At 72.3% G+C, this 16,007-nt stretch carries 16 protein-coding genes and 1 tRNA gene; 11 read left to right on the top strand and 6 right to left on the bottom strand.

All coding sequences use genetic code 11. The features are described 5' to 3' along the window. Positions 1 to 234 precede the first annotated feature (234 nt). From KBY90_RS11630 to recA, 6 genes are all read left to right on the top strand, one after another. Positions 235 to 690 carry an NAD(P)H-quinone oxidoreductase subunit N gene (locus KBY90_RS11630; protein ID WP_254968816.1) on the top strand — a complete coding sequence of 152 codons (456 nt, stop codon included), beginning with the start codon at positions 235 to 237 and terminating at the stop codon, positions 688 to 690. After that, entirely contained in the window at positions 687 to 1,691 is a 1,005-nt protein-coding gene (locus tag KBY90_RS11625; RefSeq protein ID WP_254968815.1) for an LdpA C-terminal domain-containing domain, read from the top strand. Before KBY90_RS11630 ends, KBY90_RS11625 begins: the two co-directional genes overlap by 4 nt. 20 nt (positions 1,692 to 1,711) lie before the next feature. After that, positions 1,712 to 3,358 carry an AAA family ATPase gene (locus tag KBY90_RS11620; protein ID WP_254968814.1) on the top strand — a complete coding sequence of 549 codons (1,647 nt, stop codon included), beginning with the start codon at positions 1,712 to 1,714 and terminating at the stop codon, positions 3,356 to 3,358. A 117-nt stretch (positions 3,359 to 3,475) separates the two neighbouring features. Beyond that, a tRNA-Gln gene (locus KBY90_RS11615) sits at positions 3,476 to 3,547 on the top strand. A 24-nt stretch (positions 3,548 to 3,571) separates the two neighbouring features. Beyond that, entirely contained in the window at positions 3,572 to 4,345 is a 774-nt protein-coding gene (locus KBY90_RS11610) for an HAD family hydrolase (protein WP_254968813.1), read from the top strand. A 223-nt stretch (positions 4,346 to 4,568) separates the two neighbouring features. Next, on the top strand, positions 4,569 to 5,720 hold the full coding sequence (gene recA, locus KBY90_RS11605) for a recombinase RecA (RefSeq protein WP_254968882.1): 1,152 nt from the start codon (positions 4,569 to 4,571) through the stop codon (positions 5,718 to 5,720). A 33-nt stretch (positions 5,721 to 5,753) separates the two neighbouring features. Here recA and KBY90_RS11600 read toward each other — a convergent pair whose 3' ends face one another. From KBY90_RS11600 to KBY90_RS11590, 3 genes are all read right to left on the bottom strand, one after another. After that, positions 5,754 to 6,131, bottom strand: coding sequence for a DUF1815 family protein (locus KBY90_RS11600; RefSeq protein WP_254968812.1), 378 nt, complete (start codon positions 6,129 to 6,131; stop codon positions 5,754 to 5,756). A gap of 129 nt (positions 6,132 to 6,260) precedes the next feature. Continuing rightward, positions 6,261 to 6,521 (bottom strand): DUF2839 domain-containing protein, encoded by a 261-nt coding sequence (locus KBY90_RS11595; RefSeq protein ID WP_254968811.1) that lies wholly within the window; start codon positions 6,519 to 6,521, stop codon positions 6,261 to 6,263. Between the two features lie 74 nt (positions 6,522 to 6,595). Next, complete coding sequence (locus KBY90_RS11590) at positions 6,596 to 8,038, bottom strand: helicase (protein ID WP_254968810.1); 1,443 nt, start codon at positions 8,036 to 8,038, stop codon at positions 6,596 to 6,598. Between the two features lie 59 nt (positions 8,039 to 8,097). Here KBY90_RS11590 and KBY90_RS11585 point away from each other — a divergent pair, with 59 nt between their 5' ends. Further along, entirely contained in the window at positions 8,098 to 9,006 is a 909-nt protein-coding gene (locus KBY90_RS11585) for a prephenate/arogenate dehydrogenase (RefSeq protein ID WP_254968809.1), read from the top strand. Between the two features lie 15 nt (positions 9,007 to 9,021). On the opposite strand, the gene crtD is transcribed toward KBY90_RS11585, so the two are convergent. Further along, positions 9,022 to 10,584 (bottom strand): C-3',4' desaturase CrtD, encoded by a 1,563-nt coding sequence (gene crtD / locus KBY90_RS11580; protein ID WP_254968808.1) that lies wholly within the window; start codon positions 10,582 to 10,584, stop codon positions 9,022 to 9,024. 36 nt (positions 10,585 to 10,620) lie between these two features. Here crtD and KBY90_RS11575 point away from each other — a divergent pair, with 36 nt between their 5' ends. Beyond that, positions 10,621 to 11,556, top strand: a complete 936-nt coding sequence (locus KBY90_RS11575) for a fructosamine kinase family protein (protein ID WP_254968807.1) — start codon at positions 10,621 to 10,623, stop codon at positions 11,554 to 11,556. Here the strand turns inward: KBY90_RS11575 and KBY90_RS11570 are convergent. Beyond that, positions 11,534 to 11,965, bottom strand: a complete 432-nt coding sequence (locus tag KBY90_RS11570) for a CAAD domain-containing protein (protein WP_254968806.1) — start codon at positions 11,963 to 11,965, stop codon at positions 11,534 to 11,536. The genes KBY90_RS11575 and KBY90_RS11570 overlap by 23 nt on opposite strands. A 44-nt stretch (positions 11,966 to 12,009) precedes the next feature. Between KBY90_RS11570 and KBY90_RS11565 the strand changes: the two genes are divergently transcribed. Further along, entirely contained in the window at positions 12,010 to 12,453 is a 444-nt protein-coding gene (locus tag KBY90_RS11565; protein WP_254968805.1) for a M67 family metallopeptidase, read from the top strand. A gap of 19 nt (positions 12,454 to 12,472) precedes the next feature. Then, on the top strand, positions 12,473 to 13,645 hold the full coding sequence (gene moeB, locus KBY90_RS11560) for a molybdopterin-synthase adenylyltransferase MoeB (protein WP_254968804.1): 1,173 nt from the start codon (positions 12,473 to 12,475) through the stop codon (positions 13,643 to 13,645). 13 nt (positions 13,646 to 13,658) lie between these two features. On the opposite strand, the gene KBY90_RS11555 is transcribed toward moeB, so the two are convergent. Further along, positions 13,659 to 14,873 (bottom strand): cob(I)yrinic acid a,c-diamide adenosyltransferase, encoded by a 1,215-nt coding sequence (locus tag KBY90_RS11555; protein ID WP_254968803.1) that lies wholly within the window; start codon positions 14,871 to 14,873, stop codon positions 13,659 to 13,661. 110 nt (positions 14,874 to 14,983) lie between these two features. On the opposite strand from KBY90_RS11555, the gene larE reads away from it, so the two are divergent. Next, complete coding sequence (larE, locus tag KBY90_RS11550) at positions 14,984 to 15,829, top strand: ATP-dependent sacrificial sulfur transferase LarE (protein WP_254968802.1); 846 nt, start codon at positions 14,984 to 14,986, stop codon at positions 15,827 to 15,829. Positions 15,830 to 16,007: the final 178 nt, after the last annotated feature.

The following is a 16,007-nucleotide window of genomic DNA, read 5'->3' as shown; positions in this document are numbered from 1 at the left end:
GCAGTTTCCCGGAGGAGCGGGCGGTAAGACCCGTTCCAGTGGCCGGAGAGGACCACCACCACTGGTGATCCGGTGTCAGGGTCCGGAGGCCCGGCTAGCGGACGGGCGCAGACTTCTGGCACAGCGAATGACTGTACCCCATGGCGTTCCACCCTTCCAGGTGGCGCCAGGTGGCGTCCATGGCCTCCCGTGCCCGTCCCGGCTGTCAGACTCACACCAGCTTTCCAGCCCACGATGCCGCTGCTGCTCACCGGCCGAGGTTTCCGTCAGGAGCTGGAGCGGGCCGGTGCGCTGGCGCTGTTCGCTCCCCTCGAGGGCGGTGCCGAGACCCGGCTGCTGCGCAGGCTGCGGGCCGCCGGCTACCGGGCCCAGCTCACCTCCGCCCGCGGGCTGGGCGATCCGGAGTCCTTCCTGTTCGGGCTGCACGGCGTCCGTCCACCCCATCTGGGGCATCAGAGCGTGGGGCGCGGCGCCGCCGTGGGCGAGGTGCAGCGCGTGATGCCCCAGCTTGGACCTCTGCTCGAGGGCAGCCAGCCGATGCTGCTCTGGCTCCTCGAAGGGCAGGTGCTGTCCTCCACCGAGCTGGCGGCGCTCGTGTCCCTCACCCGGCGCGAACCTCGCCTGCGCGTGGTGGTGGAGATGGGCGGCGCCAGGGCCCTGCGCTGGCAGCCCCTGGCCGAGTTGATTTGACCCCTGCCGACCGGGCCCTCGCCAGCGGCCGCTGGGTGAAGTGGATCGCCGGCGCCAGCAATCAGGATCTGGAGTCCATCGAAGACCTGGCCGGGATCTATGCCCTGGCGGGCGTCCACTGTGTGGATCTGGCGGCGGATGCGGCCGTGGTGGCGGCCGCACGTCGCGGCCTGGCCTGGGCGGAGGCCCACGGCGCCGCGCCTCCCTGGGTGATGGTGAGCCTCAGTGACGGCGAGGACCCCCACTTCCGCAAGGCCTGGTTCGATCCACGCCGTTGTCCGCCTGATTGCCCACGCCCCTGCGAGCGGGTCTGTCCGGCCCTGGCCATCGGTGAGCGGGCGACGGGCGCGCCGGGGGTGCTGGCGGAGCGCTGCTACGGCTGCGGCCGCTGTCTGCCCGCCTGCCCGCAGGGCCTGATCGAGGAACGCTCGCTGGTGCTGGAGGCGGGCACGGTGGCGCCCCTGCTTGCTGAACTCCGGCCCGATGCGGTGGAGCTGCACACCAGCCCCGGGCGGCAGCAGGCCTTCGAACAGCGGCTGCGGCAGCTGCGCGCCAGCGGGCTGGCGCTGCGCCGCCTGGCCGTGAGCGCCGGAGCGGAGGTGTCCCTGCCGGAGCTCTGGCAGCGGTTCGCCGCTCTGCGCGCCTGGGGCCACCGACCCCTGTGGCAGCTGGACGGCCGGCCGATGAGTGGTGATGTCGGCGCCGGCACCGCCCGGGCGGCCGTGGCCCTGCTGGCCGCGCGCAGCACCGGGATGCCACCGGGCCCCCTGCAGCTCGCCGGGGGCACCAATGGGAGCAGCCTGCCGTTCCTGCAGGCCCGGCCGGAGGTCGCCGCGGCCTGCTCCGGTGTGGCCTTCGGGGGGGTGGCGCGCCGTCTCCTGCAGCCGCTGCTGGCGGCGGCCCAGGGGCGCGGCCGGGCACTGCGCCATGACCCCGAGCTCTGGCCCCGGGCCCTGGAGCTGGCCCGGTCGCTGCTGCAGCCCTGGCTAGAACGGTCCTGATCCACCCATGTGGTTCCCCGGTGTCCAGCCCGCAGTCACCCCAGCGCATCACGGACGATCTGGACCGGCTGCTGGCGGTGCTGCCGGCCCCGGTCGCCGCGGCCCTGCCGGCCGGCCGGGAGCGCGATCAGCTGCTGGAGGTGGTGCTCGATCTGGGTCGGCTGCCGGAGGCCCGTTACCCGGGCCGGGTGGTGGAGCTGGCCACCCGGCCGGTCGAGCGGGGCGACCTGGCCGCCGTGGTGGAGCGGCTGGGTGCCTTCGGCGGCGACAACCGGGCCGGCATCGAACGCACGCTGCACCGCATCAGCGCCATTCGCAACCGCAGCGGCGAGATCGTGGGCCTCACCTGCCGGGTGGGCCGGGCCGTGTTCGGCACCGTGGCGATGGTGCGCGATCTGCTCGATTCCGGCCGGTCGCTGCTGCTGATGGGCCGCCCCGGGGTGGGCAAGACCACGGCTCTGCGCGAGATCGCCCGCGTGCTCGCCGATGAGCTGGGCAAGCGGGTGGTGGTGATCGACACCAGCAACGAGATCGCCGGCGACGGCGACATTCCCCACCCGGCCATCGGCCGCGCCCGGCGCATGCAGGTGGCCCGGCCCGAGCTGCAGCACCAGGTGATGATCGAGGCGGTGGAGAACCACATGCCCGAGGTCATCGTCATCGATGAGATCGGCACCGAGCTGGAGGCCCAGGCGGCGCGCACCATCGCCGAGCGCGGCGTGATGCTGGTGGCCACCGCCCACGGCAACGAGCTGGCGAACCTGATCAAGAACCCCACCCTCAGCGACCTCGTGGGCGGGATCCAGTCGGTCACCCTGGGAGACGAGGAGGCCCGCCGCCGGCGCACCCAGAAGACCGTGCTGGAGCGGGCCGCCGAGCCCACCTTCCCCCTGGCCGTGGAGATGCACAGCCGGCGGCGCTGGCTGGTGCACCTGGATGTGGCCGCCACGGTGGATGCCCTGCTGCGCGGCCAGGCCGCCCGGCCCCAGGTGCGGGAGCTGGCCGAGGACGGGCGCGTCAGCTGCGCGGAGCCCCATCCCACGCCGCCTGACTCCCCTGCCCTGCTGCGCCCACGGCCGCTGCCCCGCTCCCTGTCTCCCCGGCGGGACGAGGGTGTGCCCCCCGCCCGCTCCCCGCTTCCGGACTCCACACCCCAACCCACTCCCGCGCCGCCCCAGCTGCTGCGCGTGTACGGCGCCGGCATCCCCCGGGTCCTGCTGGATCAGGTGGTGCGCTCCCGGGCCCTGCCCGTGCAGGTCGTGGCCGGCGTGGAAACGGCCGACGTGCTGCTCAGCGTGCGCCAGCAGCTGGGCCGCGACCCCCTGCTGCGCCGCCAGGCCCGTGAGCTCGGGCTCCCCATTCTGGTGATCAAGAGCACGGCGGCGCCCCAGCTGCAGCGGGCCCTGGAGCGGCTGCTGGAGCGCCATGGCGGCCACCAGCCGCAGCTGGCTGCGCCCGACCCTGCCGGTGATGACGCCCATGGCGCGATGGAGGAGTGCCGGCTGGCCGTGGAACAGGTGGTGCTGGCCACGGGCCAGCCGGTGGAGCTGCTGCCCCGCAGTGAGGCGATCCGTGGCATGCAGGCAGAGCTGGCAGCCCGTTACCGCCTGCGCACGGCCGTGTTCGGCCGGGGGGATCAGCAGCGTCTGCGGGTGTTCCCCGCCTGAGGGGCGGCGCCGGACCGGCAGCCGTTGACGAAGGGCGGGGCGCTGTGGGTAACTGTCTAAGCACCCGGGCCAAGGCGTCGGGTGTGCCGCGTGAACCCAGGTTCCGTGGGCTCCTGTTGGGCCGTCGCCAAGTGGTAAGGCAGCGGGTTTTGGTCCCGCCATTCCTAGGTTCGAATCCTAGCGGCCCAGTTCTGAGCACCCCCTCTGCGCGCCGTGCCGCGAACGCCGCTGTTGGTGTGTGACTTCGACGGCGTGCTTGTGGACGGCATGCCGGAGTACTGGTGGTCGGCCCGTCGGGCAGCCCTGAGACTGCGGCCGGACCTGGACCTGCCGGCGGAGGCGCCGCCAGGCTTTGCCCGTCTGCGGCCGCTGATCCACAAGGGCTGGGAGATGGTGCTGATGGCGGCTGAACTGTCGCGGGCCGATCTCGATCTGGAAGCCCTGCTCGCGGCCTACGCGGGGGCTCTGCCCGAGGCCCTCAGCCGCTGGGGCTGGCATGCCGACCAGCTCCAGACCGCCCTGGAGGAGGTGCGCCGCCAGGCCGTTGCCGATGATCTGCCGGCTTGGCTGGCCCTGCACCGCTTCTACCCCGGGGTGATCGAGCGGCTGCAGCGGCTGGCCGGCGAGGGCAGCGCCTGGCTCGTGCTCACCACCAAGGGGGGCGCCTTCGCCCGCCGCCTCCTGGAGGAGGCGGGACTGCAGCCCCGGGCGGTCTTCGGCCATGAGCAGGGCAGCAAGCCCGAGGTGCTCGCGCGGCTGCTGGCGGAGTCCCGTCCGCTGTGGTTTCTGGAGGACAGGCGACCCACCCTCGAGCAGGTGTGCGCGCGGCCGGATCTCGCCGCCGTGCGCTGCTTCCTGGCCAGCTGGGGCTACCTGGCCCCCGGCGATGGCCACGATCTGCCCGCGGCCATCCACTGGCTGGAGCCCCACCAGTTCGAGAGCCCCCTGGCGCAGTGGCCGGGATCCGATAAGGTACGTGTGTACTAGGCGCCTCTGAGACGCCGGCCCGCTTCGGTGGCACTTGCTTGCCGGGACCGCAGGGTGTCCGCCTGGCGGAATTCTTCCGGCAGGATCGCTCCGCGGCCCGCTCCATCGCACCAACCGTTCCATGCCCGGCCCCATGCCTGCCGATCCGAAGGCTCCTGATCCCAAGGCCGCCGATCCCAAGGCCGCCGCTTCGCAGTCCGGTACCACGACGCCCCCCAGCACCATGCCAAGTTCCGCCCTGTCCACAGCCGGCAATGGGGCCGCTTCCCCCGCGACAGCGGCGACCACGTCGGCGCTGAGTTCCGCTGATGCCAAGGCCGCCGCCGAGCGCGACAAGGCCCTCGGTCTGGTGCTCAACCAGATCGAGCGCAACTTCGGCAAGGGTTCGATCATGCGCCTGGGCGATGCCTCCCGCATGCGGGTGGAGACCATCTCCACCGGGGCGCTCACCCTCGATCTGGCCCTGGGTGGTGGCTATCCCAAGGGCCGGGTGGTGGAGGTCTACGGGCCGGAGAGTTCCGGCAAGACCACCCTCACCCTGCATGCCATCGCTGAAGTGCAGCGTCGCGGCGGCGTCGCCGCCTTCGTGGACGCCGAGCACGCCCTCGATCCGGTGTATGCCGCGGCCCTCGGGGTCGACATCGAGAATCTGCTCGTCTCCCAGCCGGACACCGGTGAGATGGCGCTGGAGATCGTCGACCAGCTCGTGCGCTCCGCCGCCGTCGACATCGTGGTCGTCGACTCGGTGGCCGCCCTCACTCCCCGGGCTGAGATCGAGGGTGAGATGGGGGATCTGGCCGTGGGCAGCCAGGCCCGCCTGATGAGCCAGGCGATGCGCAAGATCACCGGCAACATCGGCAAGTCGGGATGCACGGTGATCTTCCTGAACCAGCTGCGTCAGAAGATCGGCGTCACCTACGGCAATCCCGAAACCACCACCGGCGGCAATGCGCTGAAGTTCTATGCCTCGGTGCGTCTGGATATCCGCCGCATCCAGACGCTCAAGCGCGGCACGGAGGAATACGGCATCCGCGCCAAGGTGAAGGTGGCCAAGAACAAGGTGGCCCCGCCCTTCCGGATCGCCGAGTTCGACATCCTGTTCGGACGCGGCATCAGCACCCTGGGCTGTCTGCTGGACCTGGCGGAGGAGACCGGCGTCGTGGTTCGCAAGGGCGCCTGGTACAGCTATGAGGGCGACAACATCGGCCAGGGCAGGGACAACACCATCGCCTGGCTGGAGCAGAACCCCGAGCAATGTGCCCAGGTGGAGCACCTCACCCGTCAGAAGCTCACCGAGGGCTCCGAGGTCACTGCGAATTCCATGAAGCCTCTGGCGGCAGCCGCCCGGGCCGGCGGAGTTCCCGCGGTGGGTTGAGCCGCCGGGCGAGCGCCACTCCCGGCGAGCCGGTCAGGAGGCCGCCCGCCGGGTCGGCAGCGCCATGGAGCTGGCGCTGCTTCGGGTCTGCAGGCCGGGTGTGATGGACTCCTGCAGGAGCTGGGCGACACGGTGGAGTTCCTGGATCGCCTCGGCGCCCTCGAGCTTCACCAGTTCGTGACCGTCGCGGGATTCGACCCAGCTGATGCCGAAATCGGACACCAGGAATCGCACCATGTGATTGGTGCCGAGGTTGGCCACGAAGGAGGCGCCATGGCCGTCGCGGCCATCCCCGCAGCTGTAGCAGGTGGCAGCCATGCCATGGTCCTGGAGACTCCGGGCGAGGGCGTGGAGGCTGAGCACCAGATCGTGGACGAGGCAGCGGTATTGCTCCGCCAGACGCGGGAACATGGCCGAGTACGGATGATTCGGTGACTATAAGGTTTTCTTCAGCTTTGGGCGCGTGTGGGGCTGCGGCGTGAGGGTTCCCCCACCCCACTCCTGCGCGCCAGCCCAGCTTTCCCGTCTGTGCCCTGCGACTCAGCCGTCGGCCAGGGTCCACCAGCCGGCGGCGGGGCCGATGAAGCGCACGGTGACCCAGAAGATCACCAGGGCGGCGATGCCGATCCAGGCACCCCGGGAGGTGATGCTCACGAAGCGGTCGGCCTGGTTGCGGGTGAGGGGCAGCCAGGGTGCCAGCCGTGGCGAGTCGTCGGCCCTGGCGTTGGCCGCGGACCTGCTCTGCGGCTTGGTCTGCCGAGGCGGCAGGCCCTGCATGCTGCGACGCCTGGCTTCTCCCATCGGATTCCTCGTGGCCTCGGCCCAGGCTAGTCAGGCCTGTCGTGCGGCCCGGGCCGCGGCGTCGCTGCCGTCGCTCAGCGGGGCAGGAGGCGGCTCAGGGCCAGCCAGGGTTCCAGCGCCGTGAGCACCTGCCGCCCCCAGCTGCGACCCCGCAGCCGGCCATCGAGGATGGCCAGGCGCCCACCGTTGCGGCGCAGACCACCGACGGCCAGCTGCAGCCGCGTCAGACCCTCTGGCAGCAGGCGTTCGCGGAACCAGTCACGACCCTGGCGGCGCAGGGACTGCACCTGGGCGGCGGTGAGCGGGTCCTCCAGGCTGGCGATCGGCAGCAGCGCCACGATCAGCTGGCAGGGGAGGGGGAGACGCTGCTGGTGCTCCAGCCACCAGCTCCAGCGGCAGCACACCACCCCATTGCTCTCCGGCGCCGTGTGCTCATGCACCACCCGGCTGCCGAACTCGGCGGCCAGCGCACTGACCAGACCCAGCCGCAGCTCGTCGTCGTCGAGCAGGATCACGCTCACCCCCGCCTGCCCCAGAACCAGCCGCCGGCTCTGCTCCAGCAGGTGTTCGCCGAAATGGGGACTGTTGGGCAGCGGCTGCCTGAGGGGGGCGAACAGGGGCAGCGGGTCGGCCAGCGGTGGATCACCGAGCTCCACGCAGACCTCCGGCGCCAGCCCCAGCGCGCCGCTCAGCTCCACCGTGGGCCCCAGCTGGCCCAGCACCACGGCGCCCCGTCCTTCGAGCAGGCCCTCCAGCACCTGCAGGGGTTCGAGCGGCTGGCGATGCAGGGTCCACTCCATCAGCCGGGCATCCCGCTGGGCCCAGCTGGCCCAGCGCTCGTCACCGCTGGCCAGCCAGCGGCGCCATGGCTGCGGCAGCGATCCCAGCAGGGCGAGCAGCTGCCGCAGCGGCGCCTCATCCTCCGGGGCCAGGGGCACCAGGCCGGCGGCCGTGCGGGGGTGGTGCAGCACCCGGCGGCTGAGACGGCCGTGCAGCTCCAGCAGCGCCTCCGACGCCCCCGGCTGGGCACGCCGCAGCTGATCCCAGTGGCCGGTCTCGAGCCGGATGGCGAGGGCCTCCCGCAGGCCGGCATCGAGCTGTTCGGCCTCGGGAATCACCAGCTGGCGCTCTCCCAGCCCCCCGCTCTGCCAGGCCTCCACCAGCTGCCGGTGACTGAGCAGCCACACCCTCGCCCCGCCGGGATCCGCCCCCTCCACGCAGGGCAGGGCCAGGCTGGCGTCGGCCGCCACCAGACGGGGCAGCTCCAGCTGCAGCAGCCGCCGGCGCAGGGGCTCGCTCAGCACCACCGCCAGGGGCGTGTCGCAGAGGGCCAGGGGAACCAGCAGGCTGATCAACCAGCTGGGGTCGGTGCCCGGGGCCAGGCGCACCAGGGTGTGGTCGCCACGCCGCAGGCTGCGGGCCACCAGCCGGCTGAGGCTGAGGTGGTGGGGCCAGCGCCCGCCACCTTCACGCTGCAGCAGCGCCTTGAGCTGGTGGTGGGCGCGGGCTTCGAGCATCCGCCGTCAGCCGGTGCCCCTCGATCGTAGGAAGCTGACCAGAGGGCTCTGCAGCCGTGATGACAACTCCAGGTTCCCCGGCCGGTTCCCCGGCGGTGCCCGTCGGCCGCCTCCAGGGGCCGATCGGCCTGGTGGGGCTGGGGTTGATCGGAGGCTCCCTGGCGCTGGATCTGCAGCGGCAGGGCCATGGGGTGCGAGCCCTGGTGCATCGCCCCGCCACGGCCGAGCGGGCCCGCCAGCGCGGGCTGGCCCAGGTGGTGGACACCGATGCCTCGGTGCTGGCCGGCTGCCGGCTGGTGGTGCTGGCGCTGCCGCTGGACCGCCTGCTGCAGCCCCCGGCCGAGCTGGTGGCCGCACTGCCCCCCCAGGCGGTGGTCACCGACGTGGGCTCGGTGAAGGTGCCGGTGCTGGAGCGCTGGCGCCGCCTGCATCCGCGCTTCGTGGCCAGCCATCCCATGGCCGGCACCGCCGATGCCGGCGTGGAGGCGGGCCGTGCGGACCTGTTCCGCGGCCGCCCCTGGGTGGCGACCCCGGCCGTGGACACCGAACCGGAGGCCCTCGCTGTGGTGCGGGCCCTGGCGGAGTCCGTGGGGGCGTGCTGGCTCACCTGCGCTGCCGAGGCCCATGACCGGGCCGTGGCCCTGATCTCCCACCTGCCGGTGCTGGTGAGCGCTGGCCTGCTGCTGGCCGCTGAGCGCGGTGCGGCCGCCGCGGCGCCGACCTGCGACCTGCCGCAGCTGGTGCGCCTCCTGGCGTCCAGCGGCTTTGCCGACACCACCCGGGTGGGCGGAGGCAATCCGGAGCTGGGCGTGCTCATGGCCCGCTGCAACCGGGAAGCCGTGGCCGAGGCACTGGTGGCCTACCGCGCCAGTCTCGACGATCTGGAGCGGCGGCTGCTGGCGTCCGACTGGGACGGGCTGCAGGCCGAACTCGAGCGCTGCCGCAGGCTGCGTCCCGAGTTCCTCTGAGCGCCCCGGGCGCCCTCAGGCCCCGAGCTGCAGCGGCCGGCCGCGACGGGCCAGCAGCTGGCGGCAGGCGGTGAGCGCCGAGAGGCTCACGCCCGCAGTGCCTTCGCCGGGATGGATGGAATCCCCGCAGAGCCACAGGCCGGGCAGCGGTGTGCGGCTGGCCAGGCCGAAGGGGCCGAAGCAGCCCGGCCGCTGACCCAGCCCCCCCACGAAGCCGAAGGGCCGTCCGGTCCAGCGCGCGAAGCCCCGCGGCGTGGCCAGTTCGGCGTGCAGCCAGGCGTCCGGCGGCAGGCCGAGGCCCTGCTGCAGCCCTGCCTGGATGGCGGCCTGGGTCTCCGCCTTGGCGGCGGCATAGGCGCCGGGTTCGAGCCCGAACCAGGGCCGGGCCTCGGTGAACACGCTGGCGATCAGCGTGGCCTGACCCGCCGGGGCGCGGCCATCCCCCTCCTGACTCACCGACACGAACAGGGCTCCCGGGCTGGTGCCGTCGAACTGCAGGTGGGCGGGGGTGGCCGGCGCCAGCGCCCGGCGCGGCACCGCCGCGTACAGCACCAGGGCGCCGCTGGGGTCGGGGAGCGTCTGCAGGCGCCGGCCGTAGCCCGGCGGCAGCTGCTCACCCAGCAGATCGGGCAGGGCCTGGGGCGGGATCGCCAGCACCACGTCGCGCGCCAGCCGGCGGTAGTCCCCGCCCTGCCGGCCCACCGTCGCCTCCAGCTCCCAGAGGCCGTTGCCGGCCCGTCTCAGCCGCTGCAGCCGGTGTCCAAGCCGCAAGCGGCCGCCGCCGGCCGCCAGTGCCGTCTCCAGCTGGCTGCTCAACGCCTGCATCGAGCCGTGCAGGTGCCAGAGCCCAAGAGGCTCCTGACCCATGGCCAGCACGGTGGCGCCGTAGAGGGCTGCGGTGCGCTCCGCCGGCTCCTGGGAGTAGAGGCGCAGCTGCAGATCGAGAAAGCGGCGCAGCCGGGTGTCGCCGCCGCAGCCGCTCAGGCGCAGCAGGTCGGCCACGCTGGAGGCGATCAGCGGTCCTGAGAGCAGGTTGCCGGCGCCCAGGGCCCGCAGCGTCTGGCCCAGGTCCCAGAGGCTGCGGGGGGGCAGCACCGGATCGCGTCCGGCGAACTCCCAGTTGGCGCGGTGCAGCGCGGCGCAGAGACGCCAGAAGGGTTCGCTGCCCGGAAAGTGCGCCTGCCGTTCCTCACGCCAGCGCTGCGGATCCCGCCACAGCCGCACCGGCCCGCCGCCGTCGGCGAGGTGCACCACACAGGCGGGGTCCAGAGGCGTCGCCGCCGGCGGCGTCACCCCCAGATGGCGGAACAGGCGGGCATGGCTGCCCCCCGGCTCCAGGCCCGCCACCTGGGTGGCGCCCACATCGAAGGTGTAAGGGCCGCGGCGGAAGGTGCCGGCACAGCCTCCGCTCTGGCGGTGGGCTTCCAGCAGCTCCACCGTCAGACCCTCCCGGGCCAGCAGCGCCGCGGCCGTGAGGCCGGCGATGCCTGCCCCCACCACCACCACATCCAGGGGGGCATCGGCCGGGGGCGTCTGGAGGGCAGGCCGCAGCGGGGATGGCCTTGCGGGCAGTCGCATCGCGCCATGCTGGCAAGGCCCCCCTGCCGCCGCGTCGTGTCCGATCTCCCCCAGGCGCTGCTGGCTTCCTGGCTTGCCGAGCGGCTGGAGGTGACCCTGACGCAGCTCGCCCCGGTGGGGGGTGGCTGCATCCATCAGGCCTGGCGCGCGGATCTGGCCGACGGACGCCGCCTGTTCGTCAAGACCAACCGGGCCGAGGCCCTGCCTCTGCTCGAGGCGGAGGCCGCCGGCCTGCGGGCCCTGGGCGTCTGGGCTCGCCCTCCCCTGCGGGTGCCCGAGCCTCTGGCCGTGGGAGTTGCCGGCACGCTGGCGGTGCTCGTGCTGCCCTGGCTCGATCTGCACAGCGGCGGCGGCGGTCGGGCCCAGGACTGGCGGGAGCTGGGGCGTGGACTGGCCGAGCTGCACCGCCGCAGCCGCGGCGGCTCAGCCGGGCGCTACGGCTTCGAGACCGACAACTTCATCGGCTCCACCCCCCAGCCCAACACCTGGCACAGCGACTGGGCCGGCTTTTTTATTGACTGCCGCATCGCCCCCCAGCTGCGACTGGGGGCGGCGGCGGGCAGGCATCTGCGGGGCGTCGAGCAGCTGCTGGCCGCTCTGCCGGCGTGGCTGGGCGCCCATCGCTGCGAGCCTGTGCTGGTGCACGGAGATCTCTGGAGCGGCAATGCCGGCCTGCTGACACCGGGATCGGGGGCCGCCCTGTTCGACCCCGCCAGCCACTGGGCCGACCGTGAGGTTGATCTGGCCATGGCCGGGCTCTTCGGGGGATTTCCGGCAGCCTTCTTCCAGGGCTATGAGGACACATGGCCTCTGCCGCCGGGCGCCGATGTCCGGGCCCAGCTCTACAACCTCTATCACCTGCTCAACCACGCCCATCTGTTCGATGGCGGCTGCGGAGGCGGCTACTGGCGCCAGGCCCAGGCCAGTCTCGACCGGCTGCAGGCGCGATTCAGCCCAGGTAGTCGCGCCTGAGGTTCTGGATGCGCGTCATCACGGCGCTGCGCTTCTCGCCCGTGGTGAGGTTCTGCCAGCTCCACTGGCCCACCACCACCAGACCCAGCAGTTCCAGGAGCCCCGGCACGATCGGCAGCAGGTTGATGGTGTCGAGCACGCCCTTGATCAGGATCTGGGCCACGATCACCACCAGCAGGATCCCCACGGCCTTGCCGATCCGGCCCATCTGGCTCCAGTCCACCTGCTCCAGCAGGGTGTTGGCCTGGCCGAGGATCTCGCTGTAACGCTGGCTGAAGCCGGCAGCGGCGTCCTCGACGGCGCTGGTGCCCGCCGTGCCCTCCACGCTGGCGGCCACATCACCGGCGGCTTCGCTGCCGACGCTGGCATCGGCGCCGGGATCGGCGGTGGTGGAGAGGATGTCGCTCATGGACCTGCGTTGCACACGGTGGCGGTCGTTCATAAGGTATCGGGGTGCTCAGCTCTGCGCCAACCGCCCTGGGGGCAGATCAGCGGCTGCGCATCCAGCTGTCCTGCCTGTTGCGTTCAGCGGCGCCCGATGAGGGCTGCCTGCTGTTGCTCGGAGACCGGCGCGATCCCGCCGGCCGGTGGTGTCTGCGCCGGCTCTGGCCCTGTCTGAACGTGTGGCCTGCGCCGTCTGAGCGGCACGGGCGCTTCGCCATCGACCCGCGGGAGCAACTGCTGGCTCAGCGCTGGGGCAGGGCCAGGGGTCTGGATGTGCTGGGCCATGCCCACAGCCATCCCACAGGCCTTCCGGTCCCCTCCGCCACGGACCTGGAGCTGTGCGTGAGACCTGCCCTGATGCTGATCCAGGGTCAGGACGGCGAGCAACGGCTCTGGTGGCTGGCGGAGGAGGTGGAGCAGCCCCAGCCCCTGCCATGGAGAATGGAGGATTGAACCGGCCGGCAGCGCCACCATGCTCCCTCCCGACATCAGCGGCGTTCAGCTCAGCCCCGATGAGGTGGCCCGCTTCTCGCGCCACCTGATCCTGCCGGAAGTGGGCATGGACGGCCAGAAACGGCTGAAGGCGGCATCGGTGCTGTGCGTGGGCACCGGCGGGCTGGGCTCACCGCTGCTGCTCTACCTGGCCGCGGCCGGCGTGGGCCGGATCGGCATCGTCGACTTCGACGTGGTGGATCACTCCAACCTGCAGCGCCAGGTGATCCACGGCACCAGCTGGGTGGGCAAACCCAAGATCGAATCGGCCAAGGCCCGCATCCTCGAGATCAACCCCCACTGCCAGGTGGATCTCTACGAGACGGCCCTCACCAGCGAGAACGCCCTGGCGATCATCGAGCCCTACGACCTCGTCTGCGACGGCACCGATAACTTCCCCACCCGCTACCTGGTGAACGACGCCTGCGTGCTGCTGGGCAAGCCCAACGTCTACGGCTCGATCTTCCGCTTCGAGGGCCAGGCGACGGTGTTCAACCTCGATGCCGAAAGCCCGAACTACCGCGACCTGTTCCCCGAGCCGCCGCCGCCGGGCATGGTGCCCTCCTGCGCCGAGGGCGGCGTGGTGGGCGTGCTGCCCGGAATCATCGGCGTCATCCAGGCCACCGAGGCCGTGAAGATCATCACCGGCATCGGCACCACCCTCAGTGGCCGGCTGCTGCTGTTCGATGCCCTGGGCATGAAGTTCCGCGAGCTCAAGCTGCGGCCCAGCCCGGAGCGGCCGGTGATCGACAAACTGATCGACTACCAGGAATTCTGTGGCGTGGGCGGCACCGCCCCTGGCCAGGAGGAAGCAGGTGCCGTGCCCAGCATCACCGTGGCTGAGCTGAAAACCGTGATCGATGGCCAGATCGAGGACATCCTGCTGCTGGATGTGCGCAACCCCCAGGAGGCCGACATCGCCGTGATCCCCGGCGCGGTGCTGGTGCCGCTGGACCGCATCGAGAGCGGCGAGGCGGTTGAGGACGTGCGCCGCCTGGCCGAGGGCAAGAAGCTCTATGTGCACTGCAAGATGGGTGGCCGCAGCGCCAAGGCCCTGATCGCCCTCGGGCGCCACGGCATCGAGGGTGTGAATGTGAGCGGCGGCATCGACGCCTGGAGCGAACAGATCGACCCGGAGGTGCCGCGCTACTGATCGCCCCGCCGATTCAGTAGTCCACGCCCCGCTTGAGGTCCACGCCGCGCTCGGCGTAGTGCTTGTGGCACACCATCTCCGAGTGCACCGAGGCCAGGTCGAAGTAGGCGGGGCGGTTCTTGCAGCGGCCGGTGAGGATCACCTCGGTTTCCGCCGGTTTGCGCAGCAGCGTCTGCAGGATCGGCTCCACCGGCAGCAGCTCCAGATCCACGGTGGGGTTGATCTCATCGAGGATCACCGTCTTGTAGAGCCCGCAGGCGATGGCCGCCCGGGCGATCTCCCAGGCCCGCTCGGCCTCCACGTAGTCGATCGGCAGCTGCTGGCCCCGCCACACGATCGCGTCGCGGCCGGAGCGCAGGTGATCCACCAGGTGCGGATAGCTCTCGCGCAGGGCAGCGATGGCCGCATCCTCGGTGTAGCCGCTGCCCCCCTTCAGCCACTGCAGGATCAGCACCCGGTGGCTCTTGTCCTGGCTGATGCCTCGCCCGATCGCCTGCAGGGCCTTGCCCAGGGCACTGGTGCTCTTGCCCTTGCCCTCGCCGGTGTAGATCTCGATGCCATCGAGACCCTGGCGGGAGGGCTCGCCCTCGCGCTCCGGCTCCTGGCCGGCGCCCGGGTGCTGGCGGCGGTGGCCGCGCATCTCCGAGTGCAGATCCGCCAGCTGGATCAGCTGGGCCGGGGCACCGCGGCCCGTGCAGATCACCTCCATCCCCGCCGGCTTGGCGGCCAGCGTGCGGCACACCTCCTCGCTGTCGAGCAGACCCAGATCGAGCACCGGGTTGAGCTCATCGAGCACCACCACCGAGTAGAGGTCGGAGGCGATGGCGCCCTTGGCAATGTCCCAGCCCCGCTGGGCCTCCTGCCGGTCGAAGCGGGTGATGGCATCGGCGCCGAAGTACTCACCGCGCCCCGTGCGCACCTGATCGATCAGGTGGGGGAAGCCCTGCTGCAGCGCCTCGATGGCGGCGTCCTCGTCGTAGGCGCGGCCGGGCCCCTTGAGAAAACGCAGCAGCAGCACCCGGGTGCGCCGCTGCTCGCAGATGCCCAGGCCGATGGTGCGCAGCACCACCCCCAGCGCCGCCTGGCTCTTGCCCTTGCCGTCGCCGTCGTACACGTGCAGCTGGCCGTGCACGCGCTCCTCGCTGCCGGCGGCCGTGCGGATGCCGATGCCCCGGCCGGTGCCGCGCTGGCTGCCCCGCTGCGGCGTGCCGGTGCTGCTGGAGCTCATGGCGCGGGGACAGTGGAACCGATGCTACCCAGCCTCGCCGGCCACCCAGTCTCCCGGCCGCGCCGTCCGCGAACCTGCCAGGATCCCTGCGGCCGCTGCCGGGTTCACCGATGGCCTTCACCCTCCTGGACTCCCTGCCGGCTTCGCTGGAGCGGGGCCTGAGCGATCTCCGCCACCAGGTGGCGGCACTGCCGCGCGTCGTGGTGGCCTACTCCGGGGGCGTCGACAGTGCCCTGGTGGCGGCCATCGCGGTGGAACAGCGGGGCGCAGCCGCCCTGGCCGTCACCGGCGTCTCACCGGCCCTGGCCCCCCACCTGCGCCGGGAGGCCGCGCAGCAGGCGCGCTGGCTGGGCATCCGCCACCGGGAGATCCCCACCGCCGAGCTGGCCGATCCGGCCTACGCCGCCAATCCCCAGGAGCGCTGTTACGCCTGCAAGCGGGAACTGCACGGCCTGCTGGCGCCGATCGCCGCCAGCGCCGGCGGCGCCGTGGTGCTCGATGGCGTCAATCACGACGACCTCGGGGATCACCGGCCGGGCATCCGTGCCGCCCGGGAACATGGGGTGCGGTCCCCGCTGGCGGAGCTGGGCATCGACAAAGCCGGCGTGCGGCGGCTGTCCCGAGCCCTGGGGCTGCCCTGGTGGGACAAACCGGCCCAGCCCTGCCTGGCGTCCCGTTTCCCCTACGGCGAGCCGATCACGGCCGCCAGGCTGCAGCGGGTGGCGGCCGCCGAGGCCTGGCTGCTGCAGCAGGGCTGGCCGGAGGTGCGGGTGCGCAGCCAGGGGGAGACCGCCCGCATCGAACTGCCAGCGGCCCTGCTGGCTCAGGCCTGCGCCCGCTGGGCCGATCCCCAGCTCAGAGCCGAGCTGGTCTCCACCTTCTTGGAGCTGGGCTTCAGCGCCGTGTCGCTCGATCTGGAGGGCCTGGTGAGCGGCAAGCTCAACCGCGACCTGTGATCTTCAGGCGTTGCCAGCCCTCCCCCGGGCGCCCCCGTCTCAGGCGGCCAGGAGCTGCTCGGGTTGCGCCGGCTCGCGCTCGGATGGCTGACGTTGCGAGGCGGCGATGGCGGTGGGGGTTTCGCGGCGGAAGCTGGTGAGCCGGTGGCGGCCGGCGCCCAGTTCCGCTGCGAGCACG

This window comes from Cyanobium sp. CH-040 (assembly GCF_024346135.1).
In the GTDB taxonomy this organism is placed as follows: Bacteria; Cyanobacteriota; Cyanobacteriia; order PCC-6307; family Cyanobiaceae; genus NIES-981.
This window is presented reverse-complemented; position numbering and strand designations above follow the sequence as displayed.